The sequence below is a fragment of the Novosphingobium sp. Sphag1I genome (assembly GCF_056279125.1).
Genome location: NZ_JBWBQS010000026.1, coordinates 1 through 19709, shown reverse-complemented (window position 1 = coordinate 19709; position 19709 = coordinate 1). Strand labels below are relative to the sequence as shown.

Below are 19709 nucleotides of genomic sequence, written 5' to 3'. Positions count from 1 at the left end.
GAAACGGCCGCCAACAATAGGAGCAAGCAATGACTACTGGGTCCACTGGCCGCACGCTTTCTGCCCGCCCTCGTTCGAAGCCTGCCGAACCCGAAGTTGAAGATGGTGCCGAAGGCATCGAATCCGCGCCCGTCCATGTTCCCGCCCCGTCGGGCAAGGGCAATCAGAATTTGCAGGATCAGTTCCTGAACTATCTGCGCAAGAACAAGACCCCGGTGACCATGTTCCTTGTCAAGGGCGTGAAGTTGCAGGGTATTGTCACGTGGTTCGACAATTTTTCGATCCTGTTGCGCCGCGATGGTCAGTCGCAGCTGGTCTATAAGCACGCCGTTTCCACCATCATGCCCAGCCAGCCCATCGACACGCGCCTGTTCCCGCAGGGCGGCGACGCGTCGAAGAAGGCGCGCCTGTTGCAGGATGTGTTCCTTTCCTCAATCCGCTCGTCCAGCGTGCAGGTCACGATGTTCCTGGTGAACGGCGTGATGCTTCAGGGCCGCGTGGCCGCCTATGACCTGTTCTGCATGATGCTGGAACGCGAAGGTTATGTGCAGTTGGCCTATAAGCACGCGGTGTCGACGATCCAGCCGCTCGGCCCGGTCGATCTGACCGGCGAGTGGGATGGTGAAGAAGGTTCCGACGCCTGATTTTCGGTGAAGAAGCAGAGGGCGAAGTAACTCGGGGCGCACGCGCCCTGATCGTCTGCCCCGAGATTCGGGGGCGCCCCAGCGCCTCCGATACGGATTCACGCGTCGAAGAGGCAAAGGGGCTGGCGCTGGCCATCGGGCTGGTGATTGCCGAGGCCTTTCCGATTCCTATTCGTGACCCGCGCCCAGGCACGCTGTTTGGCGAAGGCCAGATCCAGAACATCATCACCCAATGCAATCTGCATGAGGCCGAGCTTGTCATCGTCGATGGCGCGCTGACCGCCGTGCAGCAGCGCAACCTTGAGGATAAGCTCAAGCGCAAGGTGATCGATCGCACGGGCCTGATCCTTGAGATCTTTGGCGAACGCGCGGCAACTGCTGAAGGGCGGTTGCAGGTCGAACTGGCGCATTTGGATTACCAGCAAGGTCGTCTGGTACGCAGCTGGACCCACCTTGAGCGTCAGCGCGGCGGCTTTGGCTTCCTTGGCGGTCCGGGCGAAACCCAGATCGAGGCGGACCGTCGCATGATCCGCGACCGCATGGCCCGTATCCGGCGAGAGTTGGAGCAGGTGCGGCGGACGCGCGGTCTCCATCGCGACCGCCGGGAAAAGGCGCCTTGGCCGGTGCTGGCTTTGGTCGGCTATACCAATGCGGGCAAGTCCACGCTGTTCAACCGCCTTACCGGGGCGGAGGTGATGGCGCAGGATCTGTTGTTTGCCACGCTTGACCCCACAATGCGCGCCATTCGTTTACCGGGCATCGAAAAGGCGATCATGTCGGATACGGTAGGCTTTATCTCCGACCTGCCGACGCAGTTGGTTGCGGCTTTTCGCGCTACGCTTGAAGAGGTGACGGCGGCCGATATCGTGATCCACGTTCGCGACATTGCCAACCCCGACACGGCGGCGCAAAAGGAACAGGTGCTGTCCGTGCTCGAAGATCTCGGCTTGCTGGAGGAGGGCACGCGCGCTCCCTCGGTGCCGATGATCGAGGTCTGGAACAAGTGGGATCTGCTCTCCGCCGAGCAGTCAGCGCACCTGTGGCATGCGGCGCGTGAGGCGGCGCATGATGATGAGGTTGTGGTTCCACTGTCAGCCGTAACCGGCGAAGGTTGCGAGGAATTACTCGAAACCGCCAACCGGCTGCTGACCGGGGATGCGCGGGAACATCGCTTTACGATCCCCGTGCATGATGGCGCGCGCATCGCGTGGCTTTATGCCCATGGTGAGGTCTTGGCCGATGAAGATGCCGGGGGCGAAGAACCCGCGCGTTTGGTGTCGGTGAAGCTGAGCCCCAAGGAATTTGGGCGGTTCGTCCGGCTGTAACGCCGGACGGAAATAGAGAAAGCGAGGCGGTTAGCCCCTCGCTTTCTCCCCCTTCTTGACCTCCTGCCACAGCGCTTCCTGCTCATCGAGGGAGAGCTTGGCAAATTCCATGCTGCTCGCTTTGGCCAAGGCTTCCATACCCTTAAATCGCCGTTCGAATTTGGCATTGGCGGCACGCAGGGCTTCTTCAGGTGCAATGCCATAAGCGCGAACTAAATTGGCCGCTGCAAACAGGAAATCGCCTGCCTCCATGATGCGGTCTTCCTGTGTTTCGGCTTCGGCCAATTCGATCACTTCCTCGGCAACCTTGGCCGCCGGGCCGGCAGGGTCGGGCCAATCAAAGCCTACCCGCGCCGCGCGCTTCTGCAACTTTTCTGCGCGCATCAAGGCGGGCAGGGCCAGCGCCACGCCATCCAGCGCGCTGCTGGCCCCCTTATCGGCGCGTTCCTGTTCTTTCAGCTTTTCCCAACGCACTTCGCGTGATTGGCCTTCATCGGCGGCCTCACCGAAAACATGGGGGTGGCGCGCCTCCATCTTGTCGCTGATCGCATCGGCGACGTCGTCAAAGGCAAACAGGCCCGCTTCCTCCGCCATCCGGCTGTGGAACACGACCTGCAACAACAGGTCGCCCAATTCCTCGCGCAGGCCCGCCATGTCATGGCGTTCAATCGCGTCGGCCACCTCATAGGCTTCCTCAACCGTATAGGGCGCGATGGTGGCAAAGGTTTGCGCCACATCCCATTCACATCCCCTTTCCGGGTCGCGCAGCCGAGCCATGATGTTCAGAAGCCGGGTAAGTGAAGCGGACATAGGGTTCTCGCATAACAAAAAGACCGGGAAAGCTTTAAGCAGCCTTCCCGGTCCAGACAATCCATGAGCGATCATGGAGGGGATTTCGTTACTCGACCTTTGCCGGAGCCAGCTTCGGGCTGAGCAGGTGGACCACCGCCAAGGCGATCAGATAGGCGCTGGCGCAAATGGCGAAGAGCAATTCGTAGCTGTGCGTCGCATCAAGGATATAACCGGTGAACAGCGCCATACCCATGCCGCCCAGTGCGCCCACTGTCCCGCCAATGCCGACCACGCTGCCCACCGCGGCGCGGGGGAACATATCCGAGGGCAGGGTATACACATTGGCCGAAAATGCCTGATGCGCGGCCGTGGCAAGACCGATGACCAAAACAGCCCCCCAAACACTTTCAATACTTTGCGCGAAATAGATCGGCAGGACGCAGAAGGCGCAGATCAACATCGCCAGTTTGCGCGCCACATTCACCGAAAAGCCGCGCTTGAGCATGAAGGAAGACAGCCACCCCCCGGCCACGCTGCCAAGATCGGAGATGATATAGATCGCGGCAAGCGGCAGGCCAAAGCTCTTGAGATCAAGATGATAGCGGTCGAACAGATAGCCCGGCAGCCAGAAAAGGAAGAACCACCAGATAGGGTCGATCAGGAACTTGGCCAAGGCATAGGCCCAGGTTTCACGCAGCGTAATCAGGCGGCCCCAACCGATCTTTTCGGTCTTGTCGGCGGGATCTTGTTGAATCCACGCCAATTCGCCTTCGGTCATGCCCGGCTGCTGGCTGGGATGGCGATAAAGCGTCCACCATGCAATCAGCCACGCGACACCGAAAATGCCCGTGATGAAAAAAGCCGAACGCCACCCGAACCACAGCACCAGTGCAGGCACCAGCAAAGGCGTGATAATCGCGCCCACATTCGCCCCGGCATTGAACAGGCCGATGGCAAAGGCGCGCTCACGCTGTGGGAACCAGTCCGCCACCGCCTTGATACCCGCCGGGAAATTCCCCGATTCACCAAGGCCGAGGCCGAAACGCGCCGCGGCAAAACTGGCGACGCCGCTGGCAAAGCCGTGGGCCATATGGCCTGCGGTCCACACCACAATCGCCACCGCATAACCCAGACGCGCGCCCAGCACGTCAACGATGCGGCCAAAGGAGATATAGCCGATCGCATAGGCCATCTGGAACCAGAAGACGATCGTGGCAAAGTCGGTTTCCTGCCAGCCCAGTTCTTCCTTGAGCGTGGGTTTGAGGACGCCGATCATTTGCCGGTCGATGTAGTTGACCGCCGTTGCCGCAAAGAGCAATCCGCACACGACCCAACGGCGTCGGCCAGCCTTGGGGTCCAATGCGGGCATGGCTTCATTCAAGCCTGTCATCATCCAATCTCCAATTGCGCTTCTTATGGCGCGTTAACGGGGCTGCGCTTGGGTCAAGGTGCAGGATACGGTGCCCAGATCGCCGAAGCTGGCGCTGACGCTCTGGCCGACGACGGCCTGATGGACGCCGGTGACCGCGCCCGATGAAACCCAGAGGCCGCCCGAAACATCAATTCCGCGCGCCATCAGATTGCCGAGCAGGAACCGCACCGCACCATAGGGGCCGTCGAGCATGGTTGCCGCCGTGGCTTCGCCAACGACTGCGCCGTCGATCTGGGTCGTGATGGAAATGGCGCAAAGGTCAAGGTCCGCCCAGCCTTCAACCTGTGTACCCAACACGAGACCGGCATTGTTGCCGTAATCCGATACCGTTACACAGGGGCCATCGGTATTGATGCCGGGATAGGGCGAGCTGGCGATTTCGATACCGATCCGGATATCATCGATGATGGCTTTGGTTTCGGCATCGTTCGTCGGGACCGGCCCCACAAAACCGGGGGCGACGTGGAGCAACCACTCAGCCTCTCCCGCGACGAAGCCTTCGGCAAAGACCGGCATGGCCGCGCCATCTTCGGCCAGAGCATCGGAAAAGATTGGCCCGGCAAGGCGATTGGCCCCCAATTGCGCGTCGAGCGGCGCATTGATGCGGCCAACCTTCCATCCGGCCACTTTGCGCCCGTCAATCGACAGGGCGGTGTTCTGAATGCGATAGGCGTCGGCCAGAGTTGTGGGGGCCGTGCCGGGATAAGCGGCCAACCCGGAACCTGCGCGGCGGGCTTCGACAAAGGCCTTTGCGATGGCCTGTTCTGTTTCTTGAGTTTGCATCCTGATCCCACAATCCTTTGGGTGAATTCAATATTGGAAACCGGTGTCATTGGCAATCATCATGACTGGCATGCGATGACGCAAACCGGGTCTCAGCCTGTCTCGGTCATAAGGTTACCCCCCGCCGCCAGATCGCGATGGCGCGCTGGCCATGACGTTCGGCGGCCGTCTTTTCGCCACTGGCAATTGCAATGAGGCGCGACAGAAAGGCCGCGTCGCTGGCTTCCTGCCCTTGATCCAATGCCATGGCGGCGTCAAAATCGATCCAGTGGGGTTTGTTGGCGGCCAATTGGTGGTTGGATGCAACCTTGACCGTGGGCACCGGAAACCCCAGCGGGGTGCCGCGCCCGGTCGTGAAAAGAACCATCGTGGCACCCGCCGCTGCCAAAGCGGTCGAGGAAATGGCGTCGTTCCCCGGCGCCTCCAAAAGCGTCAGGCCACCAAGGGGCGACGTCTCTCCATAATTTATCACCGCGCACAGCAAGGCATGGCCCGCCTTCTGCACCGCCCCAAGCGATTTTTCCTCCAGCGTGGTAATCCCACCGGCAAGATTGCCGGGCGAGGGGTTCTCCGAAACCGGCAGCCCCTGATCGAGGTAATAGCGTTTGAACCGATTGACCAAAGCGGCCGCGGCGTCGAAGGTTTGCCGATCACGCGACCGCGACAGCAATGCCTGCTCTGCGCCAAAGATTTCAGGAATTTCTGTCAGGATCGGCGTCCCGCCTGCGCCCGCCAGCGTTTCGGCAAACCGGCCCAGCAAGGGATTGGCCGTCAGGCCGGAAAAGCCATCGGACCCGCCACATTTCAGACCGACGACCAGCGCCGATAGGGGCAATTCCTCGCGATGCGCCATGGCGGCCTGGGCCACCATCGCATCGATCAGCGCGCCAGCCTCGGCCAATTCATCGCCTGCACTTTGCGAAGAGAGCGTGGCGATCTTGCCGCGCGCGCTGTCGGGCACCAGTGCCATCAATTCGTCAATCTGGTTCGATTCGCAACCAAGGCCAAGAACAAGCACCCCTGCCGCATTTGGGTTCGCCGCCAATCCGGCCAAAACCGCACGCGTTCCGCCCAGATCATCGCCCAATTGCGAACAGCCATGGGGGTGCGAGAAGGCGTGAATGCCATCGATCTGGCCCGATGCAATCTTGTCGGCATGACGCAGACTGGCTTCGCGCGCGACCTGTTCAGCGGTCAGGCCGACGCATCCGACCGTCGGCAAGATCCAGATTTCGTTGCGTGTCGCCGCGCGGCCATCGGCGCGAAGATAACCGCGCCAGGTGCCGTCATGCGCGCGGACCGCCGCCACATCGGCATCATCATCGGGCGCATAGGACAATTCGCCCGCCAGCGCCGTCGCCAGATTATGGGTGTGAACGTGGTCGCCAATGGCGATCGGGGCTGTGGCCTTGCCGATGGGCTGGCCATATTTGACCACCATGTCGCCGATGGCGCGGGTGATCAGCGCCAGTTTGTGCCCTTGCGGTACGGCGGCAAGGGCGGTGAAACTGTGTTCGCCCAGCGCAACTTCTTCTCCCGCCGCAATCGGGCGCAGCGCTACGGCGACGCTGTCATCGGGATGCACGCGGATCAGGGCAGGTTGCAGGCTCATCATTCTCCCCGGGGGTCTGGCATTGCGAATCTCCCCTTTGGGGTTTCGCCTTTGCGTGGGAATGTCGTTTATGGTAACCGGTGTCAATAAGTCTCCTGCTTGCGCCCATCAACTTGCACGGGCAAGGCAGCAAAACAGCAGACGAGCCAAGAGAGGTGGGAACAACGTGGCCATTCGCGAGCCCAAGCCGACGATCAACGATGTGGCGCGCCTTGCCGGCGTGTCGAAAAAGACCGTCAGCCGTGTGATCAACAACTCTCCCTTGCTCAACGATGCAACGCGCGACAAGGTGACAGCGGTTATCCGCGACCTAGGTTATGTGCCAAATCCGCAGGCCAGAGCCTTGGCATTACGGCGAAATTTCCTGATCGGCCTGATCCACGACAACCCGAACGCGCAGATGGTCCTGTCGGTGCAGGAAGGTATGCTCGACGCCATGAAGGGCACCGAATTCGCGCTGGTCGTACGGCCTGTGGATCGCAAAAGCCCGCGCCTGTTTGAAGATATTCGCCACTTTATCGAGCAACAGCGTCTCTACGGCATTTATGTCCTGCCCCCGGTTTCGGAAAATGATGAGGTCGCCCGACTCTGCGCCGAATTGGGGTGCCGTTATGTCCGCATGGGGTCGGCGCGGCTGGACGATGAAGAACATCTGGTCGAATCGAACGATCGTGAGGCCGTGCGCGAGGCGGTTGATAAATTGATTCGCGATGGGCACACACGCATTGGCCATGTCGCGGGCCCCGACGGGTTCCGTTCTGCGCGTGAACGAGAGGCCGGATTGCGCGAGGCCTTGATGGCTCATGGATTGGGCCTGCCGGATGAATGGCGGGCGACAGGCAATTACACGTTCGATTCGGGCTATGTCGCGGCCAAACAGGTTTTGAGCGCCAATCCGCGCCCCAGCGCCATTTTCGCCGCCAATGATGAAATGGCCGCCGCCGTCCTGCATGCCGCCTTGGAGCAGGGGTTGGAAGTGCCCCGCGAACTGTCCATTTTGGGCTTCGACGATACGCCGATCGGCGCGCATATCTGGCCTCCGCTCAGCACGGTGCGGTGGCCGATCCGGGCGATGGCGCGCTCGGCTGCGTTCAAATTGATCCAGCCGGACAAGGCCGCAGAACACAAGTCCTTCTTCCGTTCCGAACTGGTCGAGCGCGCTTCAACCGCCCCGTTCAAAGGCTGATTTCGCATCGCTCGCTTTCGTTCGAGGGTCTGTTTGCGAGTTATTGACACCGGTTACCAAAAGCCGCTACCAAGCGATCAATCACGTGCCACAGGGCACCAAATCTTTGCTGGGAGAGCTACCCATGTTCTGCAAGACCTATCATGCCACACATCCCGATATGATGGAATGTGTTTCGAATGATGAACTGCGCGACCGTTATCTGGTATCAGGCATGTTTGTCGAGGGGCAGGTGAACCTCAACTACTCGCATAACGAACGCTTCGTTATCGGTGGTGCGGTGCCGGGCAAGGACCCGATCAAGCTGCCCGAACAGACCGAACCGGCCTCGGCCGCGGGGCATCCTTTCCTTGAGCGCCGCGAAGCGGGCATCGTCAATATCGGTGGTCCGGGCGCGATCACGGTCGATGGCACGCGCTATGAAATGGACAACAAGGAATGCCTCTACGTCCCGATGGGCACCGGCGAGGTGATCTTTGAAGGCGAAGGCGCACGTTTCTACATCGCTTCAGTTCCCGCGCATAAGCCATTCCCGATCAAGCATATTACGCTCGATCAGGCCAACCCGTTGGTGCGCGGCGATCTGGCCAATTCGAACCAGCGCACGATCTATCAGCTGGTCATTCCCGGCGTCTGCGAGAGCGCGCAGCTCCTGCTCGGCCTGACCGTGCTGGAGGAAGGCAGCGTTTGGAACACCATGCCCCCGCACCTGCATGATCGCCGCAGCGAGATCTATCTGTACTTCGACATGCCGACCGAGGCCGACCGCGTGTTCCACTATATGGGCCAGCCCGAAGACCTGCGCCACATCGTGATCGGCAATGAAGAAGCCGTGATCAGCCCGCCGTGGTCGGTCCACATGGGTTCGGGCACCAAGAAATATGCCTTCATCTGGGCCATGGGCGGGGAAAATCTCGACTATACCGACATGAAGGTCCTCGACATTTGCCAGTTGAAGTGAGGTCTAAATGAGCTTTGACCTGACAGGCCGCGTGGCCGTGGTGACCGGTGCCAATACGGGTATCGGTCAAGGGATTGCCGTGGCCTTGGCGCAGGCTGGGGCCGATGTGGCGCTGGTGGGCCGGACGCCTGCCGAAGAAACTGCCGCTCTGGTGCGCGAAACCGGGCGCCGGGCCGAGATTATCGGCGCGGATCTGTCCTCCATCGCACCGGTGGGCGATGTGGTGGCGCAGGCTGTCGAAAAGCTGGGCGGCCTGCACATTCTGGTCAACAATGCCGGGATTATTCGCCGCAATGACGCGGTGGATTTTACCGAGGAAGACTGGGATGCGGTGGTCGACACCAATCTCAAATCGGTGTTCTTTCTTTCGCAAGCTGCCGGTCGGCACATGATCGCCAACCATGAGGCCACGGGCCAACGCGGCAAGATCATCAACATCGCCTCGATGCTGTCGTTTCAGGGCGGCATCCGCGTGCCGTCCTATACCGCGTCGAAATCGGGCGTGGCGGGGCTGACCAAGCTGCTGGCCTGCGAATGGGCGAGCAAGGGCGTCAACGTCAACGCCATCGCGCCCGGCTATATCGCCACCAACAACACGGCGGCGCTGCAATCGGACGAGGCGCGCAACCGCCAGATCATGGAGCGCATCCCCGAAGGCCGCTGGGGCAGCCCGGCGGACATGGGCGGCGCGGCGGTGTTTCTAGCCAGCGGCGCGGCCGATTATGTGCAGGGCCATGTTCTGGCCGTTGACGGTGGCTGGCTGGCACGATGAGCGGCCATGTTGTCTGTTTTGGCGAGGTGATGCTGCGTTTCGCCACGCCTGCGGGGCGGGTGATTGCTGATGCGCAATCGCTCGACCTGACCATCGGCGGGGCGGAGGCCAATGTCGGTGTCGCTCTGGTGGCGATGGGGCATCAGGCGCGCTTTGTGTCCAAGGTTCCGGCCAATGCGCTGGGCGACAAGGCGCGTGCCGCTTTGGCAGGCGCTGGCGTGGACGTTGCGCATTTCGTGCGCGGAGACGGCCGGATGGGCCTCTATTTCCTTGAGGTTGGCGGTTCGCTGCGACCCTCGGCCATCACCTATGATCGCGCGGGTTCGGCCTTTGCCACCGCTGTGCCGGAGGAGTTCGACTTTGCCGCCGCGCTCGACGGGGCGGCATTGTTCCACATCTCCGGCATCACGGCGGCGCTTGGTCCGGGCGGGGTCGAACTCGCCCGCGCCGGGATCAAGGCGGCCAAAGCGGCGGGCGTTCCGGTCAGCTTCGACTGTAATTTCCGTGAAAAGCTCTGGGGCGCGTGGGACAGCAATCCGCGTGAGATTCTGCTGGAACTGCTGGCCGAGGCGACGATCATGTTCGGCAATCACCGCGACATGACGCTGCTGTTGCAAAAGCCCTTTTCCGGCGATGGCGCGGAACGGCGGCGTGAGGCGGTGGAGGCGGCCTTTGCGACTTTTCCGGGCCTTCAGGTCATGGCCAGCACGGCGCGCCATCCGATTACGCAGACCCATCACCGCCTCTCGGCCCGCGTGGACCTGCGCGAGGACCGGCATCAGACGCCGGAAATCGAGATCACCGATATCGTCGATCGCGTCGGTTCTGGCGATGCCTTTGCCGCGGGTGTGCTGACGGGCTGGCTGGAGGGTGGAGACGCCAAAAAGATGGCGCAGCTTGGCCTTGCCATGAACGCGCTCAAACATTCGCTGCATGGCGACTGGCTGCGGCTGCCACGCGCGGAAATCGACGGGTTTACAGGCAATTCCGGCGATGTTCGCAGGTAATTTATCGCGTAGAAACCTCTTGGGTGGAGCGGCCACATTGGTCGCTTCACCCGCTTGGGGACTTTCGCGCGAACCCAAGGTCGGTCAGTATTCCGGTTGCCGCGATGGTTCGGTTTTGGCTTTCAAAGGCATTCGCTACGCTCGCGCGGCGCGGTTTGCCTCGCCGCAAATAGAGCCATTCGCCACCCAGCCAACCAAGGCCCAAGAATTCGGTCCGATCTGTCCCCAACGCGGTTTGGGTGAGCAACCGCAATCTGAAGATTGCCTGTTGCTCAACATCTGGACGCCGGAGACCAATCCGAATGCGCGCCGGGCAGTGATGGTTTACTTCCATGGCGGGGCTTATACGACCGGAAGCGTGACCGACCCTCTGACCCATGGCGGTCATTTGGCGCAGCAGGGCGATGTTGTGGTGGTGACAGTCAACCATCGCCTGAACGCGTTGGGATATTTGTGGCTGCAACCGTTGGGCGTGGAATTTGCCGACAGCGGTAATTTGGGTCAATTGGACTTGATTTGTGCGCTGAAATGGATTCGCACAAATATTCATAAGTTTGGCGGCGATTCCTCACGTATCTTTACCTTTGGTCAATCCGGTGGAGGGGCCAAAATCGCGACATTGATGGCCATGCCCGCCGCCAACGGCCTGTTTCATGCCGCCGCCACCATGAGCGGCCAGCAAGTTGTCGCCAGCGGTCCGGCCCATGCATGGGAGCGGACGAAAGCGTTCTTGGACCGGGTGAAGGTCGCGCAAGGCGATGTTGAAGCGCTGCGACACTTGCCGATAGAGAAATTGGTTGACGGATTGGCAGCCACAGACCCGATTATGGGCGGATCGGTCTATTTCGGGCCGGTTTTGGACATGACCAATCTGCCGCGCCATCCTTTCTGGCCTGACGCTGCGCCGCAATCACTGAACATTCCGATGATCCTGGGCAATGTGATGGAGGAAACGCGGGCGTTCCTTGATCCTCGCGGCCCAAAATTGCGCGGCCTGTCTTGGGACAATATCGCAAATCGTGTGGCGGCAGAGGTCAAGATCGATCTGCGGCCCGATCATGTGATCGCCCAATATCGCATGCATCACCCGGATTGGTCTCCAGAGCAGGTCTATTACGCCGCCACCACCGCCGGGCGCAGTTGGCCCGGTCAGGTGATCGAGGCCGATGCGAGGGCGGCGGCTGATGCCGACAAGACCTGGGTCTATTGCCTGACACGGCGTTCGCCGGTCGATCCGTTGCGCGGCGCGGCGCATACGGATGACATCCCCTATGTCTTTGGCACTTTGGATGCGCCGGGCAGTTTCAGCGGCAGTGATGCCGGAGCGCGGGCGACGCGCGATGCGCTTCAGGCGGCCTTTGTGAAAATGGCCAAGACGGGGCAGGGGAGCTGGACGCCCTATCGCCTGCCGGAACGCGCGACGATGATGATGAATGAAACACCACACGTTGAAAATGATCCGCGCGGGTGGGAGCGGGCCTTGTGGGCAACCGCTCCCTATGTGCAGCCCGGCAGCTAGGGCTTGACCGGATAGGCAATGACGAGCGCCAGTGGTTCCTTGCCAACCTGACGAATGCCGACATTGGCGCCATCATAAAGATAGGCGGTCATTCCGGGCTTTAGCGGGGCTTTCTGACCATCGCTCTCAACTTCGCCTTGGCCCGACAGGACGTAATAGACCTCATCATGGGCAATGATGTGGAGGCCGATAGCGGCCCCAACATCCAAAGTTCGCCGCCGGAATTCCATTCGTCGCGGCTGGGGGGCGACGTCGCTGATCCGCCACGCTGTTGACATGCCGATGGCGCCGTGCGGCACGGGCTCGCGCCGCATCACGTCGCGCTCATCGATCACAGCCATGGGCGGGGCCGCGGCCAGCAAGAGCGCGGCCAGCATCAGACGCCGCCCTGCCGCATGGCCTTGTCACGGTCGCTCAACTTTTCCTGCGCGCCGCCCTTTTGGCCGGGATAGAGGCCGTTCTTGGGGGTCATCGTCGTCAAATCCCACGCAGCCTCGACAAAAGGCGCACGCTTTTCCGTGGCATGGGGGTAGCCGCCAACCTGCTTTTCATCATCAATGATATCGCCGCGCCCTTCGGCCACAAAGAACAGCACGCGGATGTCCTGCGGATCGCGATCCCACGGACGAGCGCCGACGGTGTTGAGAACGCTGGTTTCCACGTCACCCGATGGCAAAACGGTATAGCCATCGATTTTGGCCAAAGGCTTGTCCGAAGTAATCAGCTTCGCCTTTGTTTCGCCATAGCGGCCGAACATGGGCAGGGGATTGCCGTGACGATCTACGGCGCGGTTGTCCTTGCCATAGAACGCCAGATCGCCGTCGCCGCCCAGCATCAGGAAGGGCAGGCCCGGATCGGTCTGATTGCCGCCGCGCATGACGTTGCCAACGGCGGTAATCTCGCCGGTCACATAATCATGGCCTGCCCATTCCAGCGCCATCAGGTTGTAATGCACCGCGCGGTGGCCGGGGTTATAGATGATGTTGTTGACCATCGCGACCTGCGCACCGCCCTTTACAAGAGGGGCGCGTTCGACATTATGCGCCCAGACATTGCGATAAAAGGTGATGTTGGTCGTGTTGTCATGGATCAGCGAACCCTTGGAATGCTCGCCCTTGGGGTGGCTGGCAAAGGCGAGGCCTTCCGCATCAAGGTTCTCACGGAAAACCACGTCATGGCTGGTATTTGCACGCCATTCCTGAACCGTTTTGCCGTTAAATCGCGGGCCGCTGGCCGACATATTTTCGTCGATGGCCCACAGGAAGGAGCAATGTTCCACCACCACATTATGCGCAGCCACAGTCGAAAATGCGTCAGGTTCCCAATCGGAAAAATGGGGCTTGCCCATGGCGCCGGTCATCACGCGAAGGTGGCTGATGATAACATCATGGCCGTGCAGATCGATTCCGGTGCGGATCAATGTGACGGGCGAGGGGGCGGTCTGGCCCGCGATGGTCAGGAAAGGTTCCTTGATGACAATTTCGGTGCCGGCCATGTCGATGATGCCGCCAACCTCGAACACGACGATGCGTGGGCCTTTGGCTTCGACGGCCTCTTTAAACGAACCGGGGCCGTCCTTTGCCAGCGTGGTCACGCGGATGATCCGGCCGCCGGCGCCGCCCTTTGTGGGGTCGGTGGGATGGGCAAAATTGGCTGCGACGGGCGCATTAGGCGTCTCGGCATGGGCCATGGTCGCCAAGGGCAAAAGCGCAGCGGCAAGCAAGAAACGGGCGCGACGGAATCGGGGGGTGGGCAAAAATGTCACCGGGGCCTCTCCTGTGGGGCATATTGTTGGTGGTTCTTGACAGAGGCCGGGGCCTCGTGCCAAGACTTATGACACCGGTTACCAAATCGGACAAGAGGTTCCCTTCGGCCTTCGTCAAAAACGTTGATCGATAACCACTTGAGAGAATAAATTGGCCCCAGAGGGCAGGGATCTGGATGCAAGAGGCTGCGGAAAAGCGATTCGCTTTTCCCCCTTATGACACCGGTGGCAATCCCTTGGGGCGCTGATGAGGATTGGGGCGGTTTGCCGCCCGCAGGGAGTTTAAGGGGGAGTTATAATGCCTCGTTTCGTCACACGTCTCACAACCCTTCGTCTGGCACTTGCAGCCAGCACCGCGCTCGCCGCTCCGGCAGCCTATGCGCAGAATGCCGCGCCGGCGGCCGATGCGGCTTCACCCGAAGCCATTGTTGTAACGGGCTTCCGTCGCTCGCTCGAAGCGGCGCTGAATCTGAAAAAGAACTCGGTGGCTGCGGTCGATGCCATCGTTGCTGAAGATATCGCCAAGTTTCCTGATCAGAACCTTGCCGAATCGCTTCAGCGTATTCCGGGCATTTCGATCGTGCGCGACGGCGGTGAAGGCCGCTCGATTACGGTTCGCGGCCTGTCATCGCAATTTACCCGCGTCCGGGTGAATGGCCTTGAAACCATCGCGACCTCGACCGACGGGGCCAGCGCCAACCGCGACCGCGCTTTTGACTTCAACGTCTTCGCCTCCGAATTGTTCAGCAGCCTTGTCGTCCACAAGACCGCAGAAGCCAGCCTTGATGAAGGGTCGCTGGGCGCGGTGGTGGATCTTAACACCGGCAATCCCTTGGCGGGCAAGGCTGGCCTGCATGGCGTTTTCTCGGCGGTGGGTCAGTATAATGACCTGTCGAAAAAGGCCGGGCCGCGTCTGGCCGGTATGCTCAGCTGGAAAAATGACGCCAGCACTTTTGGCGTGTCGGTGTCGGCGGCCTATTCCAAGATGACCCAGCTTGAATTGGGCAACAATTCGGTGCGCTGGGTGCAAACCCGCTTTGACTCGGTCAATGGCACGCCCTGTTATTACAGCAGCGCGACCAGCAACACTGGCGTTCAGAACAGCGGCGGCACCTATACCAATGGCCGCGTGGCCGCCTGCGATCAGGCCGCGCTTTCGTTCCACCCGCGCATTCCGCGTTACGGCGAAATCACCCACCGCCGCGAACGCCTGGGCCTGACCGCTTCGGCCCAGTGGGAGCCGAGCGACAAGACCAAACTCTCGCTTGACGGCCTGTATTCGCGGTTCAAGGAAGATCGTGAGGAAAAGTGGGCCGAAGTGCTGCTTCGCTCCAACGAACGTTCGATTGACGTCGTGAACCCTGTCTATGACAGCAACAACAACATGGTTTCGGCCACGTTGAACGACGCATGGGTCCGCACCGAACATTACCTGCGCAAAAGTTCGACCGAATTCTATCAGATCGGTCTGACGTTGGATCAGGACATCACCGACAAGCTGCGCTTTACGGCCGTGGGCGGCATGTCGCGGTCGAACGCGAATATTCCGGTGGAAACCACGATCCTTTTGGACGACCGCGACGCACAGGGCTATTCCTTCGATTATTCGAACATGGCCAGCCCCAAGTTGAGCTTTGGCACCAGCGTTACCAATCCGGCCAATTTCCAGCTCTCGGAAATTCGTGACCGTCCCTCACGCACGTTGAACAAGTTCAAAACGTTCCAGCTGCGCGCCGAATGGGATGTGGCCGACGGGTTCCAGATCAAGGCGGGCGGCATGTGGCGCCGGTTCAATTATGACGTAACGTCATACACCCGCGACACGGCGGTCTGCGGCAATGGCGGAACCAGCCTTGTCACCAGCACGTCGGGCACGATCACTTGCACGCCCAGTTCGACGTTTGGCTCTTCGGCGGTTTATGGTTTCCCGGCGACCGGGCTGACCGATCTGTTCACGCTGGGCAATGCGGGACAACCGGCGGGGACGACCAATTCGTGGGTCATCGCCAATATCCCGGCGGCGGCTGCCTATACCCAGCTTTACAGCCGCCCCTTGGTTGCTGACGCGGGCAATATTCGCGGCGTGACCGAGGAAACCAAGGGCGGCTATGTCCAGTTTGATGCCAAGGGCAATCTGCTGGGCGTAGAATATGCGTTGAATGCCGGTACGCGCTATGTCCGCACGGATCAGTCATCCTATGGTCTGGTCGGCGGCGTGCAGAACACGGTGAAGCGCAATTACGAAAACTGGCTGCCTTCGATGAATCTGGCGATCTTTGTGACGCCCAAATTCATTGTGCGCGGCGCGGTGGCCGACGTGATGACGCGCCCTTCGCTGGGTTCGCTGACGCCGGGCGGTTCGGCCGACGGGTTCAACTATCGCGTGACGACGGGCAATCCCTATCTGGAGCCCTATCGTGCGCGCAATTATGACCTGTCGTTCGAATGGTATTTTGCGCCCCAGGCTCTGGCCTCGGTCGCGTTGTTCCGCAAGGAAGTGGGCACGTTCACCCAGTCCGGTTCGATCACCGGCCTGACTTATGCCCAGACGGGCGCACCGATCTCCTCGCTGTCGGCATCCTCGCCCGCCGCGCTTTCAATCGGTACGGCCAACAATCAGCTGCTTCAGCCGATCTGGACGCTGTCGACCACCGTCAACGGTTCGGGTGCCTCGCTTCAGGGGATCGAACTGGCGCTGCAATTGCCGTTCCGCACCTTTGTGGATCATGGCTTTTTCAGCAACGTGGGCTGGTTGGCCAACGCGACGTTTATCGACTCCAAGGCGACCTTCAACCTTCAGGGCCCGGCAACCGTTCCCGGCGGCGCGCTCCAGAACGTGACGGTTACCAATACTTTGTCGAACGTTTCCAAGGTCGCTTGGAACAGCACCGTCTATTATGACGATGGCAAGTTCTCGGCCCGCCTCATGCTGTCCTATCGCGGTCGCTTCCACGAAGGCGCTTCGGGCACGGGCAATGTGCTGGAAGGTTACGGCGCAACGACGAACCTGGACGCTTCGATCCGTTACAAGATCACGCCCTCGCTCGAAGTCTCGCTCGAAGGCAACAACCTGCTCGACACCTATCGCTATCGCTTCACCGATTGGGACGCGAACCGTAACTATGAAAACAATCACTTTGGGCGCAACATCCTGTTGGGTGCGCGTTTCAAGTATTGATGAATAATGCCGCGCAAGTGCCAGTTTGAACGAGGTTTTCCATGAGATTTGATCGCAGGGGGCTCCTTCTTGCCGGACTGGCAACCGGCGCGGCATCATGGCGGGCGGAGGGAATGATGGCTCCTTCGCCCGCCACCCCAAACACGACGGATGCTTTGCCCGATGCGGCAGAGGTCATCTCGCTCTGGCCCGGTGGCAACGGGCCGGGCCGTTTAAAACCCATCACACAGGAAATTGTCGAAAGATCAAAAGACCCCGCGACACCAGATCGTGCGATCCACGGCATTTCCCATCCGCGCATGGTGGTGTTTCGCCCCAAAAAGCCAAATGGCGCGGCCGTTCTGATTACACCGGGCGGCGGCTATGTCCGCGTCGTGATCGACCGCGAAGGTTATGAAATGGCCCGCTGGTTGGCGGAGCGCGGCTTTACCTGCTTTGTCCTGTTCTATCGCCTGCCGGGTGAAGGCTGGGCGACCGGACCCGACACATCATTGATCGATGCACAGCGGGCCATCCGCCTGATCCGTCACCGGGCCACGGAATATGGAGTTGATCCGGACCGCGTTGCCGCCATGGGGTTTTCTGCGGGCGGTCATCTGTGCGCTGATCTGTCGTCGCGCTTTGACGCGCGCGTCTATGACCCCATCGATGCCGCCGATCATCTTCCGGCTCGACCGTACTGTTCCGCGCCCATCTATCCGGTGATCTCGATGACGCCGCCGCTGGCCCACGCCGGGTCGCGTCAGCAAATGCTGGGCGCCCATCCGACGTCGGAACAGGAAACGGCCCATTCGCCCGACAAGTGCATCCCCACCAATCCGCCGCCACATTTCCTGCTTCATGCCGAAGATGATCCGGCGGTGCCGGTCGGCAATACAATTGCCTTGCGTGAAGCGTTGAAAGCGAAGGGGGCGCGGGTGGAATGTCATCTCTTTGAACTGGGCGGTCATGGATTTGGCCTGCGCAATGCGGCGGGCAAACCGGTGGCGATCTGGCCCCACCTCTGGCTGAACTGGGCGCAAACGACGGGATTGGTGAAACCTGCATGAGCATGGATATAAGTCGCCGCTCGGCTTTGATGGCGGGCGGTCTGGCAACTCTGGCCGCCGTGATTGCCGATGAAACCTTGGCTAGACCGACCTCGGGCTTCGACAATCAGGCCGTTCCCGATCAGGGCAATGGCACGTTCATCAACCCCATTCTTTCTGGCGATCGGGCTGATCCAGCTATCCTGCGCGATGGCGCAGACTATTACATGACCTTCTCCAGTTTCGACGCCTATCCGGGGCTGACCATCTGGCACTCGCGCGATTTGGTGAACTGGCAACCGCGAAAGCCTGCGCTGTTCCGCAATATTGGCTCGGTCTGGGCGGTCAGTTTGGTCAAGCATAATGGGAGGTATTTCCTCTATATCCCAGTAAAGGCGGAAAAGAACGATACTTTCGTAATCTGGGCCGATCATATCGATGGGCCGTGGAGCGATCCTGTCCCTCTGGGTCTGCCGCGCCACATCGATCCATGCCATGCGGTGGGCGAGGATGGCTCGCGCTGGCTGTTCCTGTCGGGCGGAGATCGCGTTCGATTATCCGATGATGGTCTTTCATTGGCCGGTACGCCCGAGCATGTTTACGATCCGTGGCGCTATCCCGACACATGGGATGTCGAAGGCTTCAGCCCGGAAGGACCAAAGATCCTGCGCCATGGTGACTATTACCACATGTTGACGGCGGTGGGCGGGACGGCCGGACCTCCAACGGGCCATATGGTGATCGCGGCGCGTTCCCGCTCTATCCACGGCCCGTGGGAACATCATCCCGGTAATCCCTTGGTCCGCACCATTACCGACAAGGAAGCGTGGTGGTGCAGGGGCCATGCCTCGCTGGTCGATGCGCCCGATGGTTCGTGGTGGGCGGTCTATCATGGCTATCGCGCAAATTTCTGGACACTGGGGCGCCAATGTCTGCTCGATCCGGTGGCATGGGGCCGCGATGGCTGGCCCCGCATGACCGGCGGTGATCTTTCGCGCCCCATCCCGAAACCGCGCGGAGGGCAGGCGCTGCCCCACGGCATGGCGTTGTCCGATGATTTTTCCGGCCCGCTGGCGTTGGGCAGCAAGTGGACCTTTTTCCGTCCATCGCGTGATGAAGCCGCCCGCGTTCGTGTTGCTGATGGCACATTGCATCTCACCGCCAAGGGGAGTGCCCCGGTCGATGGTTCGCCCTTGCTGCTGACCGCGGGCGATACATCCTATAGTTTTGAATGCGATATCGAGATTGATCCGGGCACAACGGCGGGTCTTGTGCTTTTCTATGATGACCGCCTCTATGCCGGGCTGGGCTTCGACAAAGACCGTTTTGTGACCCACCAATATGGCATGGAACGCGCGCGTCCGGCCCATACCTATGGTCAAAACCTGCGGATGCGCATCACCAACCGCCGCCATATCATCGCCATCCATACCAGCCGCGACGGAGGCCAGACATGGCACCGATTTGACCGGGGGATGGAGGTGTCAGGCTATCACCACAACGTAAGGGGCGGATTTCTGGCGCTCAAACCGGGCCTCTATGCGGCAGGAAAAGGTGAAGCACGGTTTCGAGGTTTCCGCTTTACTGCATTGAAGGATTGAACTTTCTCTATGCCCCGTCCTTTGGAACTTCACCCTGATCGTTTGTTTCCTTCTGAGCCCGGCACGCGTGCTGTGGCGCGGGAGTTGTATTCCTATGTGAAGGA

General features: G+C 60.6%; 16 protein-coding genes. 10 read left to right on the top strand and 6 right to left on the bottom strand.

Annotation, left to right across the window (positions count from 1 at the left end):
* The first annotated feature begins 29 nt into the window (after positions 1–29).
* Positions 30–644: an RNA chaperone Hfq gene (gene hfq / locus ACZ9HU_RS21080; protein WP_476107853.1), complete on the top strand. Its 615-nt coding sequence runs from the start codon at positions 30–32 to the stop codon at positions 642–644.
* Entirely contained in the window at positions 644–1969 is a 1326-nt protein-coding gene (gene hflX / locus ACZ9HU_RS21075) for a GTPase HflX (RefSeq protein ID WP_476107877.1), read from the top strand. Before hfq ends, hflX begins: the two co-directional genes overlap by 1 nt.
* A gap of 30 nt (positions 1970–1999) precedes the next feature.
* Here the strand turns inward: hflX and mazG are convergent, their stop codons facing one another.
* From mazG to ACZ9HU_RS21055, 4 genes are all read right to left on the bottom strand, one after another.
* A complete protein-coding gene (gene mazG, locus ACZ9HU_RS21070) occupies positions 2000–2779 on the bottom strand; it encodes a nucleoside triphosphate pyrophosphohydrolase (protein ID WP_476107852.1) in 780 nt (259 codons plus the stop codon).
* A gap of 88 nt (positions 2780–2867) precedes the next feature.
* Complete coding sequence (locus tag ACZ9HU_RS21065; RefSeq protein WP_476107851.1) at positions 2868–4154, bottom strand: MFS transporter; 1287 nt, start codon at positions 4152–4154, stop codon at positions 2868–2870.
* A 30-nt stretch (positions 4155–4184) separates the two neighbouring features.
* On the bottom strand, positions 4185–4976 hold the full coding sequence (locus ACZ9HU_RS21060) for a 2-keto-4-pentenoate hydratase (RefSeq protein WP_476107850.1): 792 nt from the start codon (positions 4974–4976) through the stop codon (positions 4185–4187).
* 106 nt (positions 4977–5082) lie between these two features.
* Positions 5083–6591 (bottom strand): UxaA family hydrolase, encoded by a 1509-nt coding sequence (locus ACZ9HU_RS21055; RefSeq protein WP_476107849.1) that lies wholly within the window; start codon positions 6589–6591, stop codon positions 5083–5085.
* A 163-nt stretch (positions 6592–6754) separates the two neighbouring features.
* Here ACZ9HU_RS21055 and ACZ9HU_RS21050 point away from each other — a divergent pair, with 163 nt between their 5' ends.
* From ACZ9HU_RS21050 to ACZ9HU_RS21030, 5 genes are all read left to right on the top strand, one after another.
* Entirely contained in the window at positions 6755–7774 is a 1020-nt protein-coding gene (locus ACZ9HU_RS21050) for a LacI family DNA-binding transcriptional regulator (RefSeq protein ID WP_476107848.1), read from the top strand.
* Between the two features lie 124 nt (positions 7775–7898).
* Positions 7899–8735 (top strand): 5-dehydro-4-deoxy-D-glucuronate isomerase, encoded by an 837-nt coding sequence (gene kduI, locus ACZ9HU_RS21045; RefSeq protein ID WP_476107847.1) that lies wholly within the window; start codon positions 7899–7901, stop codon positions 8733–8735.
* 7 nt (positions 8736–8742) lie between these two features.
* Positions 8743–9507 carry a 2-dehydro-3-deoxy-D-gluconate 5-dehydrogenase KduD gene (kduD, locus tag ACZ9HU_RS21040; protein WP_476107846.1) on the top strand — a complete coding sequence of 255 codons (765 nt, stop codon included), beginning with the start codon at positions 8743–8745 and terminating at the stop codon, positions 9505–9507.
* Positions 9504–10514 carry a sugar kinase gene (locus ACZ9HU_RS21035; protein WP_476107845.1) on the top strand — a complete coding sequence of 337 codons (1011 nt, stop codon included), beginning with the start codon at positions 9504–9506 and terminating at the stop codon, positions 10512–10514. Before kduD ends, ACZ9HU_RS21035 begins: the two co-directional genes overlap by 4 nt.
* Positions 10501–12033, top strand: a complete 1533-nt coding sequence (locus tag ACZ9HU_RS21030) for a carboxylesterase/lipase family protein (RefSeq protein ID WP_476107844.1) — start codon at positions 10501–10503, stop codon at positions 12031–12033. Before ACZ9HU_RS21035 ends, ACZ9HU_RS21030 begins: the two co-directional genes overlap by 14 nt.
* On the opposite strand, the gene ACZ9HU_RS21025 is transcribed toward ACZ9HU_RS21030, so the two are convergent.
* Complete coding sequence (locus ACZ9HU_RS21025; protein WP_476107843.1) at positions 12030–12410, bottom strand: cupin domain-containing protein; 381 nt, start codon at positions 12408–12410, stop codon at positions 12030–12032. The genes ACZ9HU_RS21030 and ACZ9HU_RS21025 overlap by 4 nt on opposite strands.
* Complete coding sequence (locus ACZ9HU_RS21020; protein WP_476107876.1) at positions 12410–13723, bottom strand: pectate lyase family protein; 1314 nt, start codon at positions 13721–13723, stop codon at positions 12410–12412. Before ACZ9HU_RS21020 ends, ACZ9HU_RS21025 begins: the two co-directional genes overlap by 1 nt.
* Before the next feature lie 373 nt (positions 13724–14096).
* On the opposite strand from ACZ9HU_RS21020, the gene ACZ9HU_RS21015 reads away from it, so the two are divergent.
* Genes ACZ9HU_RS21015 through ACZ9HU_RS21005 form a run of 3 tightly spaced genes read left to right on the top strand, consistent with a single transcriptional unit; the run spans position 14097 to position 19605 of the window.
* Positions 14097–16976: a TonB-dependent receptor gene (locus tag ACZ9HU_RS21015; protein ID WP_476107842.1), complete on the top strand. Its 2880-nt coding sequence runs from the start codon at positions 14097–14099 to the stop codon at positions 16974–16976.
* 41 nt (positions 16977–17017) lie between these two features.
* Positions 17018–18025 (top strand): alpha/beta hydrolase, encoded by a 1008-nt coding sequence (locus tag ACZ9HU_RS21010; RefSeq protein WP_476107841.1) that lies wholly within the window; start codon positions 17018–17020, stop codon positions 18023–18025.
* Between the two features lie 2 nt (positions 18026–18027).
* On the top strand, positions 18028–19605 hold the full coding sequence (locus ACZ9HU_RS21005) for a family 43 glycosylhydrolase (protein ID WP_476107875.1): 1578 nt from the start codon (positions 18028–18030) through the stop codon (positions 19603–19605).
* The last annotated feature ends 104 nt before the right edge of the window (positions 19606–19709 follow it).